Genomic DNA, 20,595 nt, shown 5'->3' with positions numbered 1-20,595 from the left:
GGGACCCTGTGGGAGAGTAGGACACCGCCGAACAATCATTGTGGGAAAGCCCCGCACCCTTGTGGTGCGGGGCTTTCCTGCGTTCCAGGGCAATTTTTCACGGAAAGGGCCGGCGGACCCGGTGCCCGGAGGGGACTGGGGCGGGAGGTAAGGTCAGGGGTCAACGTCAGTACCGCTCCCAGCAGGAGGCCCCCGGGTGGAGGTCCAGGAGACCGAGGTCCAGACGGACCGGGTCCTCACCATCCCCAACATTCTCAGCATGGCACGCCTCCTCGGCGTGCCGCTGTTCCTGTGGCTCATCCTCCGGCCGGAGTTCGGCGGGCCCAACAGCGACGTCTGGGCACTGGTCGTCCTGATGCTCAGCGGCATCAGCGACTACCTCGACGGCAAGCTCGCCCGGAAGTGGAACCAGATCAGCAGCCTCGGCCGGCTGCTGGATCCGGCCGCCGACCGCCTGTACATCCTGTCCACGCTCGTCGGACTCACCTGGCGCGAGATCCTGCCGCTGTGGCTGACCGCCGTTCTCCTGGCACGTGAAGTCATGCTGCTGGTCATGGTGGGAATCCTGCGCCGGCACGGCTACCCGCCGCCGCAGGTGAACTTCCTCGGGAAAGCTGCGACTTTCAACCTGATGTACGCCTTCCCCTTGCTGCTTCTCAGTGACGGAACCGGATGGCTGGCGTCACTCGCTGAAGTTTTCGGATGGGCTTTCGCCGGATGGGGTACAACTCTGTATTGGTGGGCAGGGATCCTCTACGTGGTCCAGGTCCGCCGACTCGTGAAGGCGGATACCGAGGCCGATTGAGCCCTTCCGTCCCGCGCCGCGCAGCGCCGCCGGCAGGAACGAGAATGTCCCAGGGCCAGTGAGCGGACAGGGCCGGTCGGCAGGACCGTCGTCTCTTCAAGGAGGACGCTTCCGACATGAAGGCCGTCGTGATGGCCGGTGGCGAAGGAACCCGACTTCGCCCCATGACCTCGAGCATGCCCAAGCCTCTGCTGCCGGTGGTGAACCGGCCGATCATGGAGCACGTCCTACGACTGCTCAAGAGGCACGGTCTCAACGAGACCGTAGTCACCGTCCAGTTTCTCGCGTCGCTCGTCAGGAACTATTTCGGCGACGGCGAGGAGCTCGGTATGGAGCTCACGTACGCCAATGAGGAGAAGCCTCTCGGCACAGCGGGCAGTGTGAAGAACGCCGAGGAAGCGTTGAAGGACGACGCCTTTCTCGTGATCTCGGGGGATGCCCTCACCGATTTCGACCTCACCGACCTGATCCGATTCCACAAGGAGAAGGGCGCCCTCGTCACGGTCTGTCTGACGCGCGTGCCGAATCCGCTGGAATTCGGCATCACCATCGTGGACGAGGAGGGGCAGGTCGAGCGTTTCCTGGAGAAGCCGACCTGGGGACAGGTCTTCTCCGACACCGTGAACACCGGCATCTACGTCATGGAACCCGAGGTGTTCGACTACGTCGAAGCCGATGTTCCGGTCGACTGGTCCGGTGACGTCTTCCCGCAGCTGATGAAGGAGGGCAAGCCGATCTACGGCTATGTCGCCGAGGGCTACTGGGAGGACGTGGGCACCCACGAGAGCTACGTGAAGGCACAGGCCGACGTGCTCGACGGCAAGGTCCAGGTCGACATCGACGGGTTCGAGATCTCGCCCGGCGTCTGGGTCGCCGAAGGGGCCGAGGTGCACCCCGACGCGGTGCTGCGCGGGCCGCTCTACATCGGTGACTACGCCAAGGTCGAGGCCGGCGCCGAGATCCGCGAGCACACCGTCGTCGGCTCCAACGTGGTGGTCAAGACCGGGGCCTTCCTGCACAAGGCGGTCGTCCACGACAACGTCTACATCGGGCAGCAGAGCAATCTCCGCGGCTGCGTGATCGGCAAGAACACCGACGTCATGCGGGCGGCCCGGATCGAGGACGGGGCCGTCATCGGCGACGAGTGCATGATCGGCGAGGAGTCGATCGTGCAGGGCAACGTCCGGGTCTACCCCTTCAAGACCATCGAGGCCGGCGCCTTCGTCAACACCTCGGTGATCTGGGAGTCCCGCGGGCAGGCTCACCTCTTCGGAGCGCGCGGAGTGACCGGGATCCTCAACGTCGAGATCACGCCCGAGCTGGCCGTGCGGCTCGCCGGCGCGTACGCGACGACCCTGAAGAAGGGCGCCACCGTCACCACCGCGCGTGACCACTCGCGGGGCGCGCGGGCGCTCAAGCGGGCCGTGATCTCCGCGCTCCAGGCCAGCGCCATCGACGTGCGCGACCTGGAGAACGTCCCGCTGCCGGTGGCCCGGCAGCAGACCGCGCGGGGGAGCGCCGGCGGCATCATGGTCCGCACCTCCCCCGGAGTGCCGGACTCGGTCGACATCATGTTCTTCGACGAGCGGGGCGCCGACCTCTCGCAGGCCCGGCAGCGGAAACTGGACCGGGTGTACGCGCGGCAGGAGTACCGGCGGGCCTTCCCCGGGGAGATCGGCGACCTGTCCTTCCCGGCGAGCGTCTTCGACTCGTACACCGGCTCCCTGCTGCGGAACGTCGACACGAGCGGGATCGCGGAGGCCGGGCTCAAGGTCGTCGTCGACGCCTCCAACGGGAGCGCCGGTCTCGTCCTGCCCAGTCTGCTCGGGCGGCTCCAGGTGGACTCGCTGACGATCAACCCGGGACTCGACGAGTCGCGGCCGACCGAGTCCGTCGAGCGCAGGAGGGCCGGGCTCGTCCGGCTCGGGGAGATCGTGGCGTCGGCGCGGGCCGCGTTCGGCGTGCGGTTCGACCCGGTGGGCGAGCGGCTGTCGCTCGTCGACGAGCGGGGCCGGATCATCGAGGACGACCGGGCGCTGCTGGTGATGCTCGACCTGGTGGCGGCCGAGCGCCGGTCCGGTCGGGTCGCGCTGCCGGTCACCACGACCCGGATCGCCGAGCAGGTGGCCGCGTACCACGGCACGCAGGTCGAGTGGACGACCACCTCGCCCGACGACCTCACCCGGGTCGGCCGGCAGGAGTCGACCATCTTCGGCGGCGACGGGCGCGGCGGGTTCATCGTGCCCGAGTTCAGCAGCGTCTTCGACGGGGCCGCGGCCTTCGTGCGGCTGATCGGTCTGGTGGCGCGGACGCAGCTCACGCTGAGCCAGATCGACGCCCGGATCCCGCGGGCGCACGTGATCAAGCGGGACCTCGCGACGCCGTGGGCGGTGAAGGGTCTCGTGATGCGGCGGGTGGTCGAGGCGGCCGGCAGCAGGTCGGTGGACACCACCGACGGAGTGCGGGTCGTGGAGGCCGACGGACGGTGGGTGATGGTGCTGCCGGACCCCGCCGAGGCCGTCACCCATCTGTGGGCCGAGGGGCCCGACGACACCTCGGCGCAGGCACTCCTCGACGAGTGGGCGCAGGTGGTCGAGAGCGCAGGTCGCTGACGGGACGGCGGGCCCGGGCCGGGCGGTGGCGCGGTGGCGCCGCCCGGCCCTTCCGAGGGGCCATTCGGCGGTAGGGCGCGCGACGTGCGACGATGTGCGGCATGTCGCAGCAGCCCCCCGTTCGGAGCACCGGTTCTCCGCCCCCGCGCCCGGACGCGTCGATGTCGCTGCTGAACAACGTCATCGACCACGCGCTGGACGACGGGTACGCGGAGGCGACCGCTCGGCGCAGGGCCGAGGGCGGTGCGCTGCCCAGGCCCCTGAGGGCCAAACTGGGGCTGGCGGCCGGTCTCGTGCTGGCCGCCGCCGTGGTGACGGTGGGCGCGGCCGAGGCCCGGGTCTCGGCCCCCGTCGTCGCCAAGGAGCGGCAGGAGCTCATCGACCGTATCGAGGGCGAGAACGCGAACGCCGACGACCTGGAGCGGGACGTCGAGCGGATCCGTACCGAGGTGGGCGAGCGGCAGCGGGTCGCGCTCGAACAGCACGGCGGCGACCAGACGGAACTGGTCGCGCTGCTGTCGGGGGCCACCCCCGTGCGCGGTCCCGGCGTGAAGCTCGTGGTCGACGACGCCAAGGACTCCGACAGCGGGGGCGGCGGGCCCCGCGAGAGCGCCGGCTTCTCCGACACCGGGCGGGTGCGCGACCGCGACATGCAGCGGGTGGTCAACGGGCTGTGGGAGTCGGGCGCGGAGGCCGTGTCGATCAACGGCCAGCGGCTGACGTCGCTCTCCGCGATCCGGGCCGCGGGCGACGCCATACTCGTCGACAACCGGCCGCTCGTGCCGCCGTACACCGTGCTGGCCGTCGGGGACGGGCAGCGGTTGAGCACCGCCTTCCAGGACAGCGCCGACGGGCAGTACCTGCACGCGCTGGTGGAGAACTTCGGGATCCGCAGCGGCATCTCGGTCGAGGGCGAGCTGAGCCTGCCGGCCGCGCCGAGCCTGATCGTACGTATAGCTGAGCCGAGGGGGGCCGGGGCGGCGACGCCGTCGGGCCGGGCCACGGCCGACAAGGGGAAGGCAACATCGTGATCGCCGTACTGGGCCTGATCGTCGGAGTCGTGGCGGGACTGCTGGTCCGGCCCGAGATCCCGGCGGTCGTCGAGCCCTATCTCCCGATCGCCGTGGTCGCCGCCCTCGACGCGGTCTTCGGCGGCCTGCGGGCCATGCTCGACGGGATCTTCGTCGACAAGGTCTTCGTCGTCTCCTTCCTGTCGAACGTCGTCGTGGCCGCGCTGATCGTCTTCCTCGGCGACAAGCTCGGCGTGGGCGCGCAGCTGTCCACCGGTGTCGTCGTCGTGCTCGGCATCCGGATCTTCTCCAACGCGGCCGCGATCCGCCGCCATGTCTTCCGGGCGTGAGGCCGATGAGTGTGAACCCGAACGAGAAGCCCGAGCCGGGCGGCCAGCGGCCGGAGCCGGCGGAGCGGCCGGAGAAGCCGGAGCAGCCGGGGCGCGGGGAGAAGCCCGAGGCGGTCGACGCCGGGCCGGCCGACCGTACGGAGCCGGAGGACCGTCCCGCGGAGGGCGCTGAGAGCGCTCCCGTGGGTCCTGTGCCGTCCCCGGAGGCGGGCACGGGCGCCCGGACCGCGCCGGACGGGCGGCGGCGCCTCGCGGACGCCCTGTGGCCGCCTCGGGTGACGCGGGCACAGCTCGTCGTGGCGCTGCTGCTGGCCTGTCTGGGCTTCGGCCTCGCCATCCAGGTCTCCTCGACGAGCGAGGGCAGCGCGCTGCGCGGGGCCCGGCAGGAGGACCTCGTACGGATCCTCGACGAGCTCGACGACCGGACCCAGCGGCTGGAGGACGAGAAGACGCGGCTGGAGAAGCAGCGGTCGGAGCTGGAGTCCAGCTCCGACCAGGCCGAGGAGGCCCGTCGGCAGACGGCGGAGAAGGAGCGGCAGCTCGGGATCCTGGCCGGCACGGTGGCCGCGGAGGGGCCGGGCATCACGCTGACCGTGACCGACCCGGTCGGCGCGGTCGAGTCCGACATGCTCCTCGACGCCATCCAGGAGCTGCGGGCGGCCGGTGCCGAGGCGATCCAGGTCGACGGGGTGCGGGTGGTCGCGAACAGTTATTTCACCGGTGGCGGTGACGACATGCGGATCGATGGAACGCAGGTGACCGCTCCGTACGTCTTCAAGGTCATCGGCAAGCCCGAGGATCTCGAGCCCGCGCTCAACATCCCCGGCGGAGTCGTCCAGACCCTGGAGAAGGAGCAGGCCACGGCCACGGTGGAGCGGTCGGCGAAGATCGTCGTCGATGCCTTGCGACCCGTGAAGCGGCCTGACTACGCTCGGTCGTCCTCCCAGTGAGAGAGGGGGCGGGGGGTCCCGCGACATGGGCTGGAGCGTTGCGGGGGGTCGGCGCACCACAACGGTGGTGCGTGGTGGAAACTGTCCGGAGGATACGGACGTTGTGAAGGTGTCCGGGTCGGCAGGTGTGATGGATCTCGGTTCGTCCTGCCCCACGGGCGGGTCTGTTTCGGTCAAGGGGAATCGCCCGTGAAGTTGTTTGCGAAGTTGTTCGGCAAGAGCGCACGCGAGGACGGCGGCAACGCCAGGCACCGCGCGCCGCGCCATGACCAGAGCGAGGAGCAGGGCGGCGAGCGTCCGCTCTTCCGTGACGAGGTCGGCGGCCGGGGTGGTGACATTCCGGGCGGACAGGGCGCGTCGTCTGTTGACCCCGCCGGTGCCGCGCGCATAGGTTTCGGTGAACCATCAACCTCAGGTACGGGTGGAGGGTTTACCCCCGATCCGTACGCGACCCAGACCTCCGCGGGGCAGCCGCGGCAGGAGGACGCGTCCATGCCGGTGTGCACGAGGTGCGGTCACCGCAATACGCCGGACAGCCGGTTCTGTTCCCACTGCGGCACGCCGCTGCGGGGCGGGGCCGCCGCCGAGCGTCCCTCCGAGACGACGTCGACGATCTCGATCTCGGGCCTGGAGGCGTACGACGCGGAGACCACCGGCCAGATCGCGATGCCGGCGCTGTCCCCCGAGGCCCTCGCGGCCGTCGAGGCGCTGCCGCCGGGTTCCGCGCTCCTGGTGGTGCGCCGGGGTCCGAACTCGGGCAGCCGCTTCCTCCTGGACGGTGAGCTGACGACGGCCGGCCGGCATCCGCAGAGCGACATCTTCCTGGACGACTTCACGGTCTCCCGGAGGCACGTCGAGTTCCGCCGGCGTCAGGACGGCAGCTTCACGGTCGCCGACGTCGGCAGCCTCAACGGCACCTACCTCAACCGTGAGCCGATCGAGTCCGACATCGTGCTCAACAACGGCGACGAGGTGCAGATCGGCAAGTACCGGCTGGTCTTCTACGCGAGCCAGCGAGGCGTCTGATACGCCTGGCGGAGATCCTTCAGGAAAGGTCCATGGTGCGAACACCGACGGGCGGTGCCGGATCCGGCACCGCCACCGCGGGCGACCGGCTGGTGAGTATCGGCACCGTGCTGAACCAGCTGCGGGACGAGTTTCCCGAAGTGACGATCTCCAAGATCCGCTTCCTGGAGGCCGAGGGGCTCGTCGAGCCCCGGCGCACGGCCTCCGGGTACCGGAAGTTCAGCCCGGAGGACGTGGAGCGGCTCGCCGCCGTCCTGCGGATGCAGCGGGACCACTATCTTCCGCTGAAGGTCATCCGGGAGCACCTCGACGCCCTCGCCCGCGGCGAGCAGGTGAAGCTCCCGGCGCCCGGCCGGCGGCGTGACCTGCTGGACGGGCTGCTCGACGGGCCCGCGGACGACGAGGGCGACGAGCGGCCGACCGCCGCGCGGCTGGGCCGCGCCGAACTGGTCGCCGCGGCCGGGGTCACCGAGGCCGAGCTGGCGGAATGGGAGTCGTACGGCCTGATCGCCGAGAACGAGGGCGGCGGCTACGACGCGGAGACCGTCAACGTGGCGCGGATCGTGGCCGATCTCGGGCGGTTCGGGCTCGGGCCCCGGCACCTGCGGGCGGTGAAGGCCTCGGCGGACCGGGAGGCCGGGCTGATCGAGCAGGTCGTCGCGCCGCTGCGGCGGCACCGCAACCCGCAGACCCGGGCCCATGCCGAGGAGACGGCCGCCGACCTGGCGCAGCTGTCGGTGCGGCTGCACGCGGCGCTGGTGCAGACGGCGCTGGGCGTGCGGCTTCCGTGACCGGGGCGGCCGGCGACCGGTGTCCGGCGCTCCGCGGACGGTGTTCCGTGACCGGTGCGGGCGGCTTCCGGGCGGGGTTCCGGCGGCGCTGAGCGGGGGCCCGACTATCCAAACAGGTCGGGCACGTCCTAGGGTTGCTGTGTGAACGAGCTCGACGTTGTGGGTGTCCGGGTGGAAATGCCCTCCAACCAGCCGATCGTGCTCCTGCGCGAAGTGGGGGGCGACCGGTACCTTCCCATCTGGATCGGACCCGGCGAGGCGACCGCGATCGCCTTCGCCCAGCAGGGCATGGCGCCGCCCAGGCCGCTGACGCACGACCTGTTCAAGGACGTGCTGGAGGCGGTGGGGCAGGAGCTGACCCAGGTGCGCATCACCGACCTGAGGGACGGGGTCTTCTACGCCGAGCTGGTCTTCGCCAGCGGCGTGGAGGTGAGCGCGCGGCCGTCCGACGCGATAGCCCTGGCGCTGCGGACCGGTTCGCCGATCTTCGGCAGCGACGGCGTCCTCGACGACGCCGGGATCGCGATTCCCGACGAGCAGGAGGACGAGGTGGAGAAGTTCCGCGAGTTCCTCGACCAGATCTCGCCGGAGGACTTCGGGAGCCAGTGACGCGACGGCTCCCGTGCGCCGCTCGGGCGGGACGCGTGGGGGGCGGCCGAGGAGCGCTGTCGGCGCATTCGAGTAGCCTTTCCCCGGAGTGGGACACGTGAAACCACTCTCTGGGTGATTATCACTCGGCGTGCCGAGTGTGGCGATCGTTGACGCACCCCTAGTGACTGCCTACCTTCGAGTGGGCAGGTCAAGGACGGAGGGTCGGCGTGATGAGCAGCGCGGACGGTACGGCAGGGAGCTCGCTCGGACGCGTGTCCGGGGAGAGCGCTCCGTATCCGCTTCACGGCAGTGTGGGCGACTTCGGCACGGAGCGGAGCGCCGGGGTGGCGGACGAGGCGATCGGATACCGCGGCCCCACGGCCTGCGCGGCCGCCGGCATCACCTACCGCCAACTGGACTACTGGGCGCGCACCGGGCTCGTCGAGCCGAGCGTGCGGCCCGCGTACGGCTCCGGGACGCAGCGGCTGTACAGCTTCCGGGACGTCGTCGTCCTGAAGATCGTGAAGCGTTTCCTGGACACGGGCGTCGCCCTCCAGAACATCCGGGCGGCGGTGCAGCACCTGCGGGCCCGCGGTTTCCGGGACCTGGAGCGGATGACGCTGATGAGCGACGGGGCGACCGTCTACGAGTGCTCCTCGCCGGACGAGGTCGTCTCGCTGCTCCAGGGCGGGCAGGGGGTCTTCGGCATCGCGGTGGGGGTCGTCTGGCAGGACGTCGAGGCGGCCCTGTCGCAGCTCCACGGGGAGCGCGTCGACACCGGCGAGACGCTGGTGGGGCACAACCCGCAGGACGAGCTGGCGCGGCGCCGGCGCGACCGGGCCGTCTGAGGTCCTTCCGCGAGCCGCCGTACTCTCCCGGTCCGGGTTCTTCCCGGTCCGGGGTCTTTCCGGTCCGGGGTCTTTCCGGTCCGGGGTCTTTCCGGTCCGGGTCTTTCCGCGAGCCGGTGGGGGCGGGGCCCGTACCGGCGGTTGTCAGTGGCGTGAGGCAGCATCGGAGACGTGAGAGCCGCCCCCACGATCCTGCATCTGGACATGGACGCCTTCTTCGCCGCCGCCGAGCAGGCGTCGAAGCCGAGCCTGCGCGGCAAGCCCGTGGTGGTGGGCGGTCTCGGGCCGCGCGGCGTGGTGGCCACGGCGTCGTACGAGGCGCGGCGCTTCGGGGTGCACTCGGCGATGCCGATGGGGCAGGCGCGGCGGCTCGCGCCCAACGCCGCGTACCTGGTGCCGCGCTTCGCCTTCTACCGGGCGATCAGCGGGCAGGTGATGGAGCTGCTGGGGCGGCTGTCACCGCTGGTGGAGCCGCTCAGCCTCGACGAGGCGTTCGTGGACCTGGAGGCCGGGGGGCTGGCGGGCGACAGCGCGGGCGCGCGGGCGGTGGGGGAGCGGCTGCGGGCGGAGATCCTGGCGACGACCGGGCTGACCGGGTCGGTGGGGCTCGCGGGGTCCAAGATGCTCGCGAAGATCGCGTCGGAGGAGGCGAAGCCGAACGGTCTGGTGCTCTTCGAGCCGGGGAGCGAGCGGGCGCTGCTGGCGCCCCGGTCGGTGCGGATCATCCCGGGGGTGGGGCCGGCCACCGGTGACCATCTGCGGCGGGCGGGGATCACGACGGTCGCCGACGTCGTGGAGGCGGGCGAGGACGAGCTCGTACGGATCCTGGGGCGGTCGCACGGGGCCTCGCTGTACCGGATGGCGCTCGGGCACGACGACCGGCCCGTGGTGGCCGAGCGGGACGCGAAGTCGGTCTCCGTGGAGGACACCTTCGACGTCGACCTGCACGACCGGCTGCGGATCCGGCTGGAGGTGGAGCGGCTCGCCGAGCGGTGCGTGGCGCGGCTGCGGGGGGCGGGACACTCGGGGCGGACGATCGTCCTGAAGGTGCGGCGGTACGACTTCTCGACGCTGACCCGGTCGGAGACGCTGCGGGGGCCGACGGACGACCCGCTGGTGGTGCGGGAGGCCGCGGAGCGGCTGCTGGAGCTGGTGGACACGACGGGCGGGGTGCGGCTGCTGGGCGTCGGGGTGAGCGGGCTGGCCGACTACACGCAGGAGGACCTGTTCGCCCAGGCCGGGGCGGAGGCCGGGGCCTGGGCCGGGGGCGGCGGCGGGGCGGGGGCGGGGGGCGCGGAAGCGGGGACCGGGACGTCGGGTGCCGCTGCGGGCATGGGCGTGGGCATGGGTGTGGGCGTCGGGGAGGGCGGGGCTGCGGGGGGCGCCGGGGGCGCGGCCGACGCGCCGCCGACGGCCACCGAGACCGCGACGCGGCGGTGGGCCCCGGGGCACGACGTGCGGCACGCGGTCCTCGGGGCGGGCTGGGTGCAGGGCAGTGGGCTCGGGCGGGTCACCGTCCGCTTCGAGGAGCCCGGGAGCACGGTGCCGGGGCGGGTGCGGACCTTCGTGGTGGACGATCCGGAGCTGGAGCCGGCGGATCCGCTGCCGCTGGTGCCCGGCGGGGTGACGGGGGCGGAGAGGGCCGCCCCGGTCGCTCCGGCCGCCCCGGTCGTCCGCGCGGGTGAGTGAGCCCTCCCGGGGTGGCCGGGCGGGCTCGGTACGGCGTGGTCCGGGGCGGTCCCGTCCTGGGCTGCGTTCTCCCGCGCCGCGTCCCGCTACGCCGCGTCGTCCTGGCCGGCGAGCCGCCCGAAGTCGGGGATCTGCGCCGGCGGGGGCGGCAGCGTCAGCTCGTAGTGGCGGTAGAGCTGGAGTTCCTGTTCGGGGGAGAGGTGGCGGCCCACGCCGAAGTCCGGCGCGTCCTTGATGAGCGAGCGCTCGAAGGGGATGTGGAGGCCGTCGTCGGCCAGCTCGCTGGGTTCCAGCGGGACGAAGGCGTCCCTGCCGAAAAGGCCGGTGCGGACGGCCGCCCACTCGGGGACGCCGGTCGCGTCGTCCAGGTACACCTCGTCCACGGTTCCGATCTTGTGTCCGTTCCGGTCGAACGCCTTGCGGCCGATCAGGCTGCGCGGATCGATGTCGGTCTGCACGGTCCCTCCAACTGGTCGCAACTGCTCTACACCCCTACCAAAGTGCACAACTGGGATGTCGGCCACTTGAGCGATGAGGGCGACAACCGCGCTGGTAGGCTGGCTGTGGCTGTCGACACCGTGCGGGAGAGTCCATCGGAGAGGGTTTCCGGTGGCGCCGAAGGAGCAAATCCTCCCCGGAATCTCTCAGGCACCCGGTACCGCGCGGGCGAGGTCACTCTGGAAAGCAGGGCGGGAGTCCGACGGCACCCGCCCTCACCGACGGTGAAAGCCGGCGTGCCCACGGGCGTGCCGGTGAAGCTCTCAGGTTGAGATGACAGAGGGGGAGGCCGTCCGGGCACCCGCGCCGTGGTGCCCCTCGCAGGTCGTGACGACCAGGAGGCCCCCGCATCATGACCGCCAACCGCACCCCGCTCTCCGAGCTCGAGCAGGGCATTCCCTTCGAGCAGCGGCACATCGGACCCGACGCCGAGGCGCGGGCCAAGATGCTCGCGCAGGTCGGATACGGCTCCCTCGACGAGCTGACGGCCGCCGCGGTGCCGGACGTCATCAAGAACGCCGAGGCGCTGGACCTCCCCGGTGCCCGCACCGAGGCCGAGGTCCTCGCCGAGCTGCGCTCCCTCGCCGGCCGCAACCAGGTCCTCGCCCCGATGATCGGCCTCGGCTACTACGGCACCTTCACGCCGCCGGTCATCCTCCGCAACGTCATGGAGAACCCCGCCTGGTACACGGCGTACACGCCCTACCAGCCGGAGATCTCGCAGGGCCGCCTGGAGGCGCTGCTCAACTTCCAGACGATGGTCGCCGACCTCACCGGTCTGCCGACCTCCGGCGCCTCCCTCCTCGACGAGGGCACCGCCGCCGCCGAGGCCATGTCGCTCTCGCGCCGCGTCGGCAAGGTGAAGAACGGCGTCTTCCTCGTCGACGCCGACGCCCTCCCGCAGACCATCGCCGTCATCGAGACCCGCGCCGAGCCGACCGGCGTCGAGGTGGTCGTCGCCGACCTCTCCGAGGGCATCCCGGCCGAGGTCGCCGAGCGCGGCGTCTTCGGCGTGCTCCTCCAGTACCCCGGCGCCTCCGGCGGCGTCCGCGACATCAAGCCGCTGATCGACGCCGCCCACGAACTCGGCGCGATCGTGACCGTCGCCGCCGACCTGCTCGCCCTCACCCTGCTCGTCTCGCCCGGCTCGCTCGGCGCGGACATCGCCGTCGGCACCACGCAGCGCTTCGGCGTCCCGATGGGCTTCGGCGGCCCGCACGCCGGTTACATGGCCGTCCAGGACAAGCACGCCCGCTCCCTTCCCGGCCGCCTCGTGGGCGTCTCCGTCGACGCCGACGGAAACAAGGCGTACCGCCTCGCGCTCCAGACCCGCGAGCAGCACATCCGCCGCGAGAAGGCCACCAGCAACATCTGCACCGCGCAGGTGCTCCTCGCCGTCATGGCCGGCATGTACGCCGTCTACCACGGTCCGGACGGTCTCAAGCAGATCGCCCTCCGCACGCACCGGTACGCGGCGATCCTGGCCGCCGGTCTGACCGCCGGGGGCGTCGAGCTGACCCAGGGCGCCTTCTTCGACACGCTGACCGCGCGCGTGCCGGGCCGTGCGGACGCCGTCGTCGCCGCCGCCCGCGAGGCCGGCGTCAACCTGTACCGCGTGGACGCCGACCACGTCTCGGTCTCCTGCGACGAGACCACCGGGCGCGAGCAGCTCGCCGCCGTCTGGGCCGCCTTCGGCGTGACCGGCGACGTCGAGGCGCTGGACGCCGCCACCGAGGACGCCCTCCCGGCCGGCCTGCTGCGCTCCGACGCGTACCTGACCCACCCGGTCTTCCACGCGCACCGCTCCGAGACCGCGATGCTGCGCTACCTGCGCCGCCTCTCGGACCGCGACTACGCGCTCGACCGCGGCATGATCCCGCTCGGCTCCTGCACCATGAAGCTGAACGCGACCACCGAGATGGAGCCGGTGACCTGGCCCGAGTTCGGCCAGATCCACCCCTTCGCGCCGATCGAGCAGGCCGAGGGCTACGTCACGCTCATCACCGAGCTTGAGGAGCGCCTGGCCGAGGTCACCGGATACGACAAGGTCTCCATCCAGCCGAACGCCGGTTCGCAGGGCGAGCTGGCCGGTCTCCTCGCGGTCCGCGCCTACCACCGCGCCAACGGCGACGAGCAGCGCACCGTCTGCCTCATCCCGTCCTCCGCGCACGGCACCAACGCCGCCTCCGCGGTGATGGCCGGCATGAAGGTCGTCGTCGTGAAGACCGCCGAGGACGGCGAGGTCGACGTCGAGGACCTGCGCGCCAAGATCGCGCAGTACCGCGACGAACTCTCCGTGCTGATGATCACCTACCCGTCGACGCACGGCGTCTTCGAGGAGCACGTCGCCGACATCTGCGCCGAGGTCCACGAGGCCGGCGGCCAGGTGTACGTCGACGGCGCCAACCTCAACGCCCTGGTCGGCCTCGCCAAGCCGGGCCACTTCGGCGGCGACGTCTCGCACCTCAACCTGCACAAGACCTTCTGCATCCCGCACGGCGGCGGCGGCCCCGGCGTCGGCCCGGTCGGCGTCCGCGCCCACCTCGCCCCGTACCTGCCGAACCACCCGCTCCAGCCCACCGCGGGCCCGGAGACCGGCGTCGGCCCGATCTCGGCCGCCCCGTGGGGCTCCGCCGGCATCCTGCCGATCTCCTGGACGTACGTCCGGCTGATGGGCGGCGAGGGCCTCAAGCGCGCCACCCAGGTCGCCGTCCTCGCGGCGAACTACATCGCCAAGCGCCTGGAGCCGCACTACCCGGTGCTCTACACCGGTCCGGCCGGGCTCGTCGCCCACGAGTGCATCGTCGACCTGCGGCCGCTGACCAAGGCGACCGGCGTCACCGTCGACGACATCGCCAAGCGTCTGATCGACTACGGCTTCCACGCCCCGACCATGTCCTTCCCGGTCGCCGGCACGCTGATGATCGAGCCGACCGAGTCCGAGGACCTGGCCGAGCTGGACCGCTTCTGCGACACGATGATCGCGATCCGCGCCGAGATCGAGAAGGTCGGCTCCGGCGAGTGGCCGGCCGAGGACAACCCGCTGCGCAACGCCCCGCACACCGCGGCCGCGCTCGGCGGCGAGTGGGCCCACGCCTACGACCGCGACGTGGCGGTCTTCCCCGCCGGCGTCTCGGCCGCCGACAAGTACTGGCCGCCGGTCCGCCGCATCGACGGCGCCTTCGGCGACCGCAACCTGGTCTGCTCCTGCCCGCCGCTGGACGAGTACGACCACTGACCGCGGGCATGACAGAGGGCCGGTCCGGAGTCTCCTCCGGGCCGGCCCTCGGCGCTGCCGCGCCGTGCCTCAGGCGGCCGTCGTCACCCGGCCCGTGGTGAGCGGCCGGTGCGGAGCGATGATCTGCCCGTCCGGCAGCAGTTCGCCGGTGTCCTCGAAGAGCAGGACACCGTTGCACAGCAGGCTCCACCCCTGCTCCGGGTGGCACGCCACAGGGGTGGCGGCCTCACGGTCGGCGGAGTCGGCGGTGGGACAGGCAGGCTGGTGCTGGCACATGGGTGGGTTCTTTCGCTGCGTCGTGGTGGATGTCCTGCGGCTGTTCGCGCTCATGGCCGCCCCCGTCGGTCGGTTCGGTTCCGGTCCCAGTCTTGCCGCACGGACGGCCTTCCGCAGGGATTTCGCGTCAGCTCGTCCTCTCCCGGGAAGACGCATCACCCGCAGGGGCGGTTCAGGTCAACACCCCCGCCCTTTCGGGTGGTTCGGGGTGGCCCGAGCGGGCTAGTCCGTCCGGGAGGGGTGTTCGGCGACGGTGTTCGGACGCCGTTTCCGGACAGCAGTGCGCCCCGTGACCCGGGCGGGTCACGGGGCGCGGACCGGTCAGGCGGACGCCGCGGATCCGAGGAGCGGCGGCGGCGCGAGCCGCGTACTGAGCACGGGCAGCAGATCGGCCGCCCGGTAGGGGCGGTTGGCGGCGATGCCGGGCGGGGCGGGGGCGAGCGGCACCAGCACGTCGGCGGACTGGGCGCCCGGCTCCGTACCGTCCGGGTCCTGCTCCGCGTGCAGCCACAGCGTCAGCATGTACAGCTCCGGCACCGAGAGCAGCCGTGGCTGGTACGTGCCCGGCAGCGCCTCGGCCTGGGCCAGCGCGCGCTCCGTGGCGGCGACGTACGGCCCCTCGAAGAAGTGCGAGAAGGACCAGCCGTCCGGTGTGAGCATGGTGTCCGCGGCGGCGACCGCCCGGTCCCCGCTCCGGATCAGGAACCGCCAGCCGACGAGCCGGGTGCCCGGCTCGTGCCCGGGGGCCCCGGAGATCCTCAGCACGTGGACGGGCAGCGGGAGTTCCGGACACAGCGGTCCGGAAGCGGCCCGCAGGGCCGGGGTGCGGGCCTCTCGGACGGCCGTGGGCGAGCCGAGTGCCGCGAGGACACTGCGGAGGGCCGGCGCGGGGGCCGGGGAGGGACGGAGCATCGTGTGGGTCGCCTCTCGCTCAGGAGACACGGGGATACGGGTACGGGTGCGGGTCCTGGTAAGGGCCTTGGTACGGGTCCTGGTAAGGGGTACGCGGCTGCGGGCCGGGTGCGACGGCGCTGTCGGTGGCGGGGGCGGAGCGGGGGGCCACGGGTCGTGGCCGGTCGCCGGCGCTCTGCCTCGTCCGCGGAGTTTATACGACACGTGTTCAGAGATTGTTTCCGCTAGACCCCGCCGATATTCCTGACAAGGCGTCATCGGGTCGTATTCGGTGGGTCGCGGGGCGGAATCGGGGCGAGGGCAGGATCTCCGCCCTCACATTCTCCGACAAGCCGGACGTAGGAATTCCGAAAGCTGCGCCGCCCGCAGCGGGGGGCGATATGACATTGGTATATGTCGACGGCCGTTCCGGAGACGGGGTTCCGCGCGCGCGGCGACAGGTTCGTACCAGACTATCCGCGCGGCGGCCTGAAATGCAGGCGTTGTCGATCAGTGGCGTGGGCATCATCGTCCGTACGCGCGGCCCCGCCCGGTGGCCGCCCACGCGGGAGGGACGCCTCGATGGGGGAGAAGGTCGTGACGGACGGGTTCGGCCCGGCCGACCGGCAGCGGTACCGGCGCAAGCTCCAGCAGTGTCTGGCGGGGCTCGCCCGGCTCCTCGCGGAGCAGCGGTTCGACCGCCCGCGGAACCTCATGGGCGTCGAGATCGAACTCAACCTCGCGGGCTCCGACGGGCTCCCCCGGATGCTGAACGACGCCGTCCTCGAAAAGATCGCCAGCACCGATTTCCAGACCGAACTGGGAATGTTCAACCTGGAAGTGAACATCGCCCCGCGACGGCTCGGCGGCCACGTTTTCGACCGGCTCGCGGAAGAGCTGAGAACCGGACTGGGATATGCCGACCGGCAGGCCGCCGAACTGGACGCCGGCATCCTCATGATCGGCATCCTGCCGACCCTCACCGAGCGTGATCTCGTCTTCGGGAACCTTTCCTCCGCGGACCGCTACGCCCTGCTCAACGACCAGATCCTCATCGCCCGCGGAGAAAGGATCACGCTCGACATCCAGGGCGTCGAAAGGCTCCGGCACACCTCGGAGTCGATCATCGCGGAGGCCGCCTGCACCTCCGTACAGCTCCACCTCCAGGTCACGCCGGCCCGCTTCCCGTCCGTCTGGAACGCCGCCCAGGCCGTCGCCGGCGTACAGATAGCCCTCGGCGCCAACTCGCCCTTCGTCTTCGGCCGCGAGGTGTGGCGCGAGTCCCGCCCGCCGCTCTTCACCCAGGCCACCGACACCCGCCCGCCCGAACTCCAGTCCCAGGGCGTGCGGCCGCGCACCTGGTTCGGCGAGCGGTGGGTGGACTCGGTGTACGACCTCTTCGAGGAGAACGTGCGCTACTTCCCCTCGCTGCTGCCGCTGTGCGACGAGGAGGACCCGCTGCGGGTGCTCGACGAGGGCGGGGTGCCGCAGCTCAAGGAACTCGTCCTGCACAACGGCACGGTGTACCGGTGGAACCGGCCGGTCTACGGCTGGGTCGACGGCGTCCCGCACCTCCGGGTGGAGAACCGCGTCCTGCCCGCCGGGCCCACGGTCACCGACGTCCTCGCCAACGCCGCCTTCTACTACGGGCTCGTCCGCTCGCTCGCCGACGACCAGCGCCCGCTGTGGAAGCGGATGGCCTTCGAGGACGCGGAGGCCAACTTCGACGCCGCCTGCCGGCACGGCATCGAGGCGGAGCTGCGCTGGCCCCGGGCGGGACGCGCGGGCGGCACGGCGACCCAACCCGCCGTGCGCCTCGTCCTCGACGAGCTGCTGCCGCTGGCCGCGGCGGGGCTCGACGCGTGGCACGTCGACCCGGCGGACCGCGACTTCTACCTGGGCGTCATCGAGCAGCGGTGCCGCCGCCGGGTCAACGGCGCGTCCTGGCAGGCCGACACCTTCCACCGGGCCCTGGACTCCGGCCTCGACCGGGAGGCGGCCCTGGCGGCGACCACCCGGCGGTACCGCGAGCTGATGCTGGAGGGGGAGCCGGTGCACACCTGGGAGGCGGGGGTCGCGGGGGCCTGAGCCGTCCGGTTCCCGGGGGCGCCGGCCCCGGGACCCCCAGGCCGCCGTCCCGCGGCACGAGGACGCCGTTCCGGAGCCCGGAGGGCGTTCCGGGGCCTGGATGGCGCTCCGGGGGTGCCGTCGCGCATGATCGTCGTGAGGGGGGCCGAGGCCGGTCCCCGCGGCGGTCGTGACGGGAACGGGAGACGGGTGTGGTGTCGGAACAACGGGTCGTGGACGCCGGCCCGCCCCCGGGCGGTCCGTCGAGGGGGGTGCTGCGCTCCGAGACCCTCATCGTGCTCGCGCTCTCGCTCGGCGCCAGCGCGGTCTCCTCGCTCATCAGCTTCGTCGGCTCGCTGACCCGACCCGGCGCGCTCAAGGAGCAGGCGGCCACCCTCAACGGCTCGTACGCCCCCGGGCGCCCCTGGCTCGACCTCACCTGGCAGCTCTTCGGCATCGCCACGGCCCTCGTCCCCGTCGTGCTCGTCGCCCACCTGCTGATGCGGGAGGGAGCCGGGATGCGGTCCATCGGCTTCGACCGGACCCGGCCGTGGCCCGACCTCGGGCGCGGGACGCTGGTGGCCGCCGGCATCGGCAGCGCCGGCCTCGCCTTCTACCTCGCGGCGCGCGCCTCCGGCTTCAACCTCACGGTGGTCCCCGAGTCGCTGCCCGACGTGTGGTGGAAGTACCCGGTCCTGATCCTCTCGGCGATCCAGAACTCCGTCCTGGAGGAGGTCATCGTCGTCGGCTATCTGCTGCGCCGGCTGGACCAGCTGGGGTGGACGCCGACGGGCGCCCTGGTCGCGAGCTCGGTGCTGCGCGGCTCGTACCACCTCTACCAGGGCATCGGCGGCTTCGTCGGCAACCTGGTGATGGGCGTCGTCTTCGTGCTGCTCTACCGCCGCTGGGGGCGGGTGGGGCCGCTGGTGGTCGCCCACGCGCTGCTCGACATCGTGGCCTTCGTCGGCTACGGGCTGCTGGCGGGGAAGGTGGGCTGGCTGCCCACCGTGTGAGCGCGGGACGCGCCGGAGGGGCGTACGGCATCGGAGCCGTACGCCCCTCCGGCGCGTCCGGGCCCCCTCAGGCGTGCAGTTCGCCGTCGATGACCGTCACGGCGCGGCCGGTGAGGAGGGTCCGGTCGCCGCGCAGGCGGGTGCGGACCAGGCCCGTGCGGGCGCCGCCCTGGAAGCCGGTGAGCCCGTCGCGGCCGAGGCGGGCCGACCAGTACGGCGCGAGCGCGGTGTGGGCGCTGCCGGTGACGGGGTCCTCGTCGATGCCGACGGAGGGGAAGAAGCCGCGCGAGACGAAGTCGTAGCCGTTCCGGGGATCGGCGGCGAGGGCGGTCGTGATCACGCCGCGCGACGAGTGGGCCTTGAGCGCCGCGTGGTCGGGGGCGAGGCCGCGGACGGCTGCCTCGTCGCGCAGCTCGACCAGGAGGTCGCCGACGTGCGCGGCCGTGCCGTGGACGGCGACGATCTCGGCCCCCAGCGCCTCCGCCAGGCCCTCCGGGACCGGCAGGGGGGTGAGCGAGGAGGTCGGGAAGTCCAGGGTGATGCCGCCCTCCGCCTCGACGGCGGCGCCCAGGACGCCCGAGCGGGTCGCGAAGCGGACCGGGCCGGACGCCGCGCCGGTGGTGTGCAGGACGTGGGCGGTGGCGAGGGTGGCGTGACCGCACATGTCGACCTCGGTGGTCGGGGTGAACCAGCGCAGCGCCCAGTCGGCCGCGCCGCCCGCGGGCAGCGGGTGCGCGAACGCGGTCTCGGAGAGGTTGACCTCGGCGGCCACCTTCTGGAGCCAGGAGTCGTCCGGGAAGGAGCCGGTGGAGCCGGCCGAGTCGGAACGGCCGGTGGAGCCGGAGGGGTCGAGGAGGACGACTCCGGCGGGGTTGCCGGAGAAGGGCCGGTCGGTGAAGGCGTCGACGATTCGGATGCGCATGCAGCGGACGGTACCGGGGGGCCGGAGGGGCGGGCCAAGGCCAATCCGGCGTGACTGGCCCGGGCGGGGGAGAGGCGCCGTTCGGCAGGCGTCCGGGGGGGAGGGCGCGGCGGCCCGGGGCCGAGGGAGGGGCCGGCTGAGGTACGGGCCGGTTGTTCGGTTGGTTGCTCGACGAGCGGTTCCGATATATCGTTGAAGCATCGCGACAGTTCGACGATGACTCTCACGGAAGGAGCGTTGCGATGCGTTCACACGGACACGACCACGGACACGAATTCGGTCACGGCCACGGTGCCGGGCGCGGGAACCGCGGGCCCGGACCGCGGGGTGACTTCGAGGGGCGGCGCGCCGCCTTCGGGCCCTTCGGGCCCGGTTTCGGCGGCCCCGGCTTCGGCGGCGGGCCCTTCGGGCGCGGCCGGGGCGGCGGCCGGGGGCGGGCGCGGCGCGGTGACGTGCGCGCCTCGATCCTGGCGCTGCTCAAGGACCGCCCGATGCACGGTTACGAGATGATCCAGGAGATCGGCGAGCGCAGCGGCGGGGCCTGGAAGCCCAGCCCCGGCTCGGTCTACCCGACCCTCCAGATGCTGGAGGACGAGGGGCTGATCGTCAGCGCGAGCGAGGGCGGCAAGAAGCTCTTCTCGCTCACCGACGCCGGGCGCGAGGAGGCTGAGGCCGCGCCGGACGCCCCCTGGGAGGAGGCCGGCCGCGGTGTCGACTGGGAGGCGATGAACGAGGTCCGCCAGGCTGGTTTCGGTCTGATGGAGGCGTTCGGGCAGGTCTGGAAGACCGGCAGCGCCGAGCAGCGGCAGAAGGCCGTCGGGGTCATCAACGAGGCCCGGAAGAAGCTGTACCTGATCCTCGCCGACGAGCACTGAGGCGGGGTCCGCACGGGGGAGGGGGCGCCCCCCCCCCGGCCCGGGGGGCCGCCCCCCCCCCCCCGGGGGGGGGGGGCCCCCCGGGGCGCGGCCCCCCCCCCCCCCCGGGGGTGGGATATTAAAAAAAAAAAAACCACCACCCC

General features: G+C 72.2%; 18 protein-coding genes and 1 riboswitch. Of the genes, 14 read left to right on the top strand and 4 right to left on the bottom strand.

Features of this window, described 5'->3' with window-relative positions; all coding sequences use genetic code 11:
* The first annotated feature begins 196 nt into the window (after positions 1–196).
* The 10 genes from ACFW6A_RS38360 (at position 197) to ACFW6A_RS38315 (ending at position 10,672) form a co-directional block, all read left to right on the top strand.
* On the top strand, positions 197–805 hold the full coding sequence (locus ACFW6A_RS38360; RefSeq protein ID WP_351856328.1) for a CDP-alcohol phosphatidyltransferase family protein: 609 nt from the start codon (positions 197–199) through the stop codon (positions 803–805).
* Positions 806–921: 116 nt separating this feature from the next.
* Complete coding sequence (locus ACFW6A_RS38355) at positions 922–3,417, top strand: mannose-1-phosphate guanyltransferase (protein ID WP_351856330.1); 2,496 nt, start codon at positions 922–924, stop codon at positions 3,415–3,417.
* A gap of 101 nt (positions 3,418–3,518) precedes the next feature.
* Entirely contained in the window at positions 3,519–4,448 is a 930-nt protein-coding gene (locus ACFW6A_RS38350) for a DUF881 domain-containing protein (protein WP_386646496.1), read from the top strand.
* Positions 4,445–4,777 (top strand): small basic family protein, encoded by a 333-nt coding sequence (locus tag ACFW6A_RS38345; RefSeq protein ID WP_030492461.1) that lies wholly within the window; start codon positions 4,445–4,447, stop codon positions 4,775–4,777. Before ACFW6A_RS38350 ends, ACFW6A_RS38345 begins: the two co-directional genes overlap by 4 nt.
* Before the next feature lie 5 nt (positions 4,778–4,782).
* Positions 4,783–5,727: a DUF881 domain-containing protein gene (locus ACFW6A_RS38340; protein ID WP_386646494.1), complete on the top strand. Its 945-nt coding sequence runs from the start codon at positions 4,783–4,785 to the stop codon at positions 5,725–5,727.
* A gap of 81 nt (positions 5,728–5,808) precedes the next feature.
* A complete protein-coding gene (locus ACFW6A_RS38335; protein ID WP_351856353.1) occupies positions 5,809–6,753 on the top strand; it encodes an FHA domain-containing protein in 945 nt (314 codons plus the stop codon).
* A 32-nt stretch (positions 6,754–6,785) separates the two neighbouring features.
* Positions 6,786–7,544: a MerR family transcriptional regulator gene (locus ACFW6A_RS38330; protein WP_351856336.1), complete on the top strand. Its 759-nt coding sequence runs from the start codon at positions 6,786–6,788 to the stop codon at positions 7,542–7,544.
* 141 nt (positions 7,545–7,685) lie between these two features.
* Entirely contained in the window at positions 7,686–8,153 is a 468-nt protein-coding gene (locus tag ACFW6A_RS38325; protein ID WP_030492457.1) for a bifunctional nuclease family protein, read from the top strand.
* 212 nt (positions 8,154–8,365) lie between these two features.
* On the top strand, positions 8,366–8,983 hold the full coding sequence (locus ACFW6A_RS38320) for a MerR family transcriptional regulator (protein WP_351856339.1): 618 nt from the start codon (positions 8,366–8,368) through the stop codon (positions 8,981–8,983).
* 171 nt (positions 8,984–9,154) lie between these two features.
* Positions 9,155–10,672 (top strand): DNA polymerase IV, encoded by a 1,518-nt coding sequence (locus ACFW6A_RS38315; RefSeq protein WP_386484125.1) that lies wholly within the window; start codon positions 9,155–9,157, stop codon positions 10,670–10,672.
* Positions 10,673–10,758: 86 nt separating this feature from the next.
* Here the strand turns inward: ACFW6A_RS38315 and ACFW6A_RS38310 are convergent, their stop codons facing one another.
* Positions 10,759–11,130, bottom strand: coding sequence for a PRC-barrel domain-containing protein (locus tag ACFW6A_RS38310; protein ID WP_351856343.1), 372 nt, complete (start codon positions 11,128–11,130; stop codon positions 10,759–10,761).
* 113 nt (positions 11,131–11,243) lie between these two features.
* A riboswitch (glycine riboswitch) is annotated at positions 11,244–11,343 on the top strand.
* A gap of 179 nt (positions 11,344–11,522) precedes the next feature.
* Between ACFW6A_RS38310 and gcvP the strand changes: the two genes are divergently transcribed.
* The gene (gcvP, locus tag ACFW6A_RS38305; RefSeq protein ID WP_386484127.1) at positions 11,523–14,408 is read left to right on the top strand and encodes an aminomethyl-transferring glycine dehydrogenase; all 2,886 of its coding nucleotides are present in this window, start codon (positions 11,523–11,525) and stop codon (positions 14,406–14,408) included.
* Positions 14,409–14,477: 69 nt separating this feature from the next.
* Here gcvP and ACFW6A_RS38300 read toward each other — a convergent pair whose 3' ends face one another.
* Entirely contained in the window at positions 14,478–14,684 is a 207-nt protein-coding gene (locus tag ACFW6A_RS38300; RefSeq protein ID WP_351856347.1) for a DUF5999 family protein, read from the bottom strand.
* Positions 14,685–15,005: 321 nt separating this feature from the next.
* Positions 15,006–15,596, bottom strand: coding sequence for a hypothetical protein (locus tag ACFW6A_RS38295; RefSeq protein WP_351856355.1), 591 nt, complete (start codon positions 15,594–15,596; stop codon positions 15,006–15,008).
* A 561-nt stretch (positions 15,597–16,157) separates the two neighbouring features.
* Here ACFW6A_RS38295 and ACFW6A_RS38290 point away from each other — a divergent pair.
* The gene (locus ACFW6A_RS38290) at positions 16,158–17,663 is read left to right on the top strand and encodes a glutamate-cysteine ligase family protein (protein ID WP_386646491.1); all 1,506 of its coding nucleotides are present in this window, start codon (positions 16,158–16,160) and stop codon (positions 17,661–17,663) included.
* Between the two features lie 191 nt (positions 17,664–17,854).
* The gene (locus tag ACFW6A_RS38285; protein WP_351856351.1) at positions 17,855–18,655 is read left to right on the top strand and encodes a CPBP family intramembrane glutamic endopeptidase; all 801 of its coding nucleotides are present in this window, start codon (positions 17,855–17,857) and stop codon (positions 18,653–18,655) included.
* 67 nt (positions 18,656–18,722) lie between these two features.
* Here ACFW6A_RS38285 and ACFW6A_RS38280 read toward each other — a convergent pair whose 3' ends face one another.
* The gene (locus ACFW6A_RS38280; protein ID WP_351857337.1) at positions 18,723–19,577 is read right to left on the bottom strand and encodes a PhzF family phenazine biosynthesis protein; all 855 of its coding nucleotides are present in this window, start codon (positions 19,575–19,577) and stop codon (positions 18,723–18,725) included.
* A gap of 242 nt (positions 19,578–19,819) precedes the next feature.
* On the opposite strand from ACFW6A_RS38280, the gene ACFW6A_RS38275 reads away from it, so the two are divergent.
* Entirely contained in the window at positions 19,820–20,452 is a 633-nt protein-coding gene (locus ACFW6A_RS38275; RefSeq protein WP_351857335.1) for a PadR family transcriptional regulator, read from the top strand.
* The last annotated feature ends 143 nt before the right edge of the window (positions 20,453–20,595 follow it).

The organism is Streptomyces sp. NPDC058758 (assembly GCF_042746075.1).
Lineage (GTDB): Bacteria > Actinomycetota > Actinomycetes > Streptomycetales > Streptomycetaceae > Streptomyces.
This window is presented reverse-complemented; position numbering and strand designations above follow the sequence as displayed.

Excerpts from the sequence above, each read along its gene's own strand:
- ACFW6A_RS38355 (WP_351856330.1), top strand. The coding sequence starts at position 922 with ATGAAGGCCGTCGTGATGGCCGGTGGCGAAGGAACCCGACTTCGCCCC.
- ACFW6A_RS38350 (WP_386646496.1), top strand. The coding sequence starts at position 3,519 with ATGTCGCAGCAGCCCCCCGTTCGGAGCACCGGTTCTCCGCCCCCGCGC.
- ACFW6A_RS38340 (WP_386646494.1), top strand. The coding sequence starts at position 4,783 with ATGAGTGTGAACCCGAACGAGAAGCCCGAGCCGGGCGGCCAGCGGCCG.
- ACFW6A_RS38330 (WP_351856336.1), top strand. The coding sequence starts at position 6,786 with ATGGTGCGAACACCGACGGGCGGTGCCGGATCCGGCACCGCCACCGCG.
- ACFW6A_RS38320 (WP_351856339.1), top strand. The coding sequence starts at position 8,366 with ATGAGCAGCGCGGACGGTACGGCAGGGAGCTCGCTCGGACGCGTGTCC.
- gcvP (WP_386484127.1), top strand. The coding sequence starts at position 11,523 with ATGACCGCCAACCGCACCCCGCTCTCCGAGCTCGAGCAGGGCATTCCC.
- ACFW6A_RS38300 (WP_351856347.1), bottom strand. The coding sequence starts at position 14,684 with ATGTGCCAGCACCAGCCTGCCTGTCCCACCGCCGACTCCGCCGACCGT.
- ACFW6A_RS38295 (WP_351856355.1), bottom strand. The coding sequence starts at position 15,596 with ATGCTCCGTCCCTCCCCGGCCCCCGCGCCGGCCCTCCGCAGTGTCCTC.
- ACFW6A_RS38290 (WP_386646491.1), top strand. The coding sequence starts at position 16,158 with ATGGGGGAGAAGGTCGTGACGGACGGGTTCGGCCCGGCCGACCGGCAG.
- ACFW6A_RS38280 (WP_351857337.1), bottom strand. The coding sequence starts at position 19,577 with ATGCGCATCCGAATCGTCGACGCCTTCACCGACCGGCCCTTCTCCGGC.
- ACFW6A_RS38275 (WP_351857335.1), top strand. The coding sequence starts at position 19,820 with ATGCGTTCACACGGACACGACCACGGACACGAATTCGGTCACGGCCAC.